This window comes from Lysinibacillus sp. NPDC097231 (assembly GCF_044761885.1).
GTDB lineage: Bacteria > Bacillota > Bacilli > Bacillales_A > Planococcaceae > Lysinibacillus.
In genome coordinates this window covers 1-1,468 of the sequence record NZ_JBIWDH010000077.1, presented here as the reverse complement: position 1 = coordinate 1,468, position 1,468 = coordinate 1, and the positions used below count along the sequence as shown (strand labels likewise).

At 37.1% G+C, this 1,468-nt stretch carries 1 protein-coding gene; it reads right to left on the bottom strand.

Going from position 1 to position 1,468, the window contains the following annotated elements; all coding sequences use genetic code 11:
- Nucleotides 1–39: 39 nt before the first annotated feature.
- Nucleotides 40–1,373, bottom strand: a protein-coding gene (locus ACIQXF_RS23040) for an IS3 family transposase (RefSeq protein ID WP_402788159.1) whose coding sequence is annotated in 2 segments (ribosomal slippage) — nt 40–986 and nt 986–1,373 — 1,335 coding nt in all. Because the reading frame shifts where the segments join, the coding sequence is not laid out codon by codon here.
- Nucleotides 1,374–1,468 lie beyond the last annotated feature (95 nt).

Genomic DNA, 1,468 nt, shown 5'->3' with positions numbered 1-1,468 from the left:
TAAAGTGTACCCTTTGTAAAGGACATTTTAAAAAAAGCTCTAGGCAACTTGAAGAAGATGATGTCTGTATTGTGCAGGTGTCATCTTTTTTAGGTTCCACTGCCCTCGATAATGATTGTAATAAGTCATATAACTTTTTATTTCTCGTCTAACATCTTCTAGTGTTTCGCATGATTTTAAATCTGTTTCATCTTTAAAATGCCCAAAGAACGACTCTTGAGGAGCGTTATCCCAACAGTTCCCACGACGGGACATTGATTGACCTAATCCCATTGTCTTCACAAGCTTTTGGAAATGGGGGTTGGTATAGTGGAACCCCTGATCCGAGTGGATGAATGCACCTTCTGCTAGCTTGATACCATTCTTCTTCAAATTCCTTAGTGTATTCAGGGCAATATCTAGTGTTATTTTATCAGATACTTCATAGGCCAAAATTTCATTGGTTTCCCCATCTTTAATTGTGGATAAATAGGCACGTTTACCTTTTCCATAACTCAAATAGGTGATGTCTGTTAATAATACTTTTCCAGCGATTCCTTGCTTAAATTGGCGGTTTAGCAAGTTCGGTAATGTCCGATGTTCCTTTGTTGCTTTAGCCATTCGTCGATATGGATTGGCTTTTCGAATGGGGCAAACGATTTGAAACTTCTTCATAATACGACGAATACGCTTTAAGTTATAGGTGATTTGATACTGCTGTTCTAGCGTCATTTTAATTTGACGGGCTCCTTTAGGACGTCGACGGAAATGAAAAGCTTTTAAAATGATTTCTTTGACTCTTTCATCTGCTTGATGGCGTGTTTGTCTTTTCAATTCTGCCTCTTGTGTAAAGTAGCGATAGTAGCCTGAACGAGAAACACCAACTAACTGGCAAAGATAACGTACCATTCGCTTTAATTTATATTTTTGGATAACAGTGTAGATCAGTTGAAATTTTTGTTCCGCTGTTAATTTTGCTTTTTCTTTCTCAACACTCTTTCTGCTAATTCTATCTTTTTTAGGAGTTCATTTTCTGCACGTAGAAGGGCGATTTGTGCTTCTAATCTAGCATTCTTTTCTGCTAGACTTAATTCGCGTTCTAGTGGACGTCCAGAATGATATTTGCGTGTATCTTCAAGCCCTGAGACACCTTTTTCTTTATAAGCTGCTCGCCAACGTTTCAAAGCTGATTTTACTCGATGAATCCCTACCAGGTCGATATCAAATCCTGCATCTTCAAAGATTTCACGCGAACATTTTCCTTTTTCATATTCTGCAATGGCAATTGCTCTAAATTCATCTGTGTAAGTGATCCCTTTCTCACTAACAGCCTTTACATAAGGATGTTTCTTGAGTAATTTTTGTTCTTGATCGGTAAATAGTTTCTTTGACATAAGTTCTGCTCCATCTAGTTGTTATGTTCATTATAAATAAAAGTACCCTGTAAGAGAGACTTTTTTTAAGTGTCTATCTTATAGGGTACATTTTA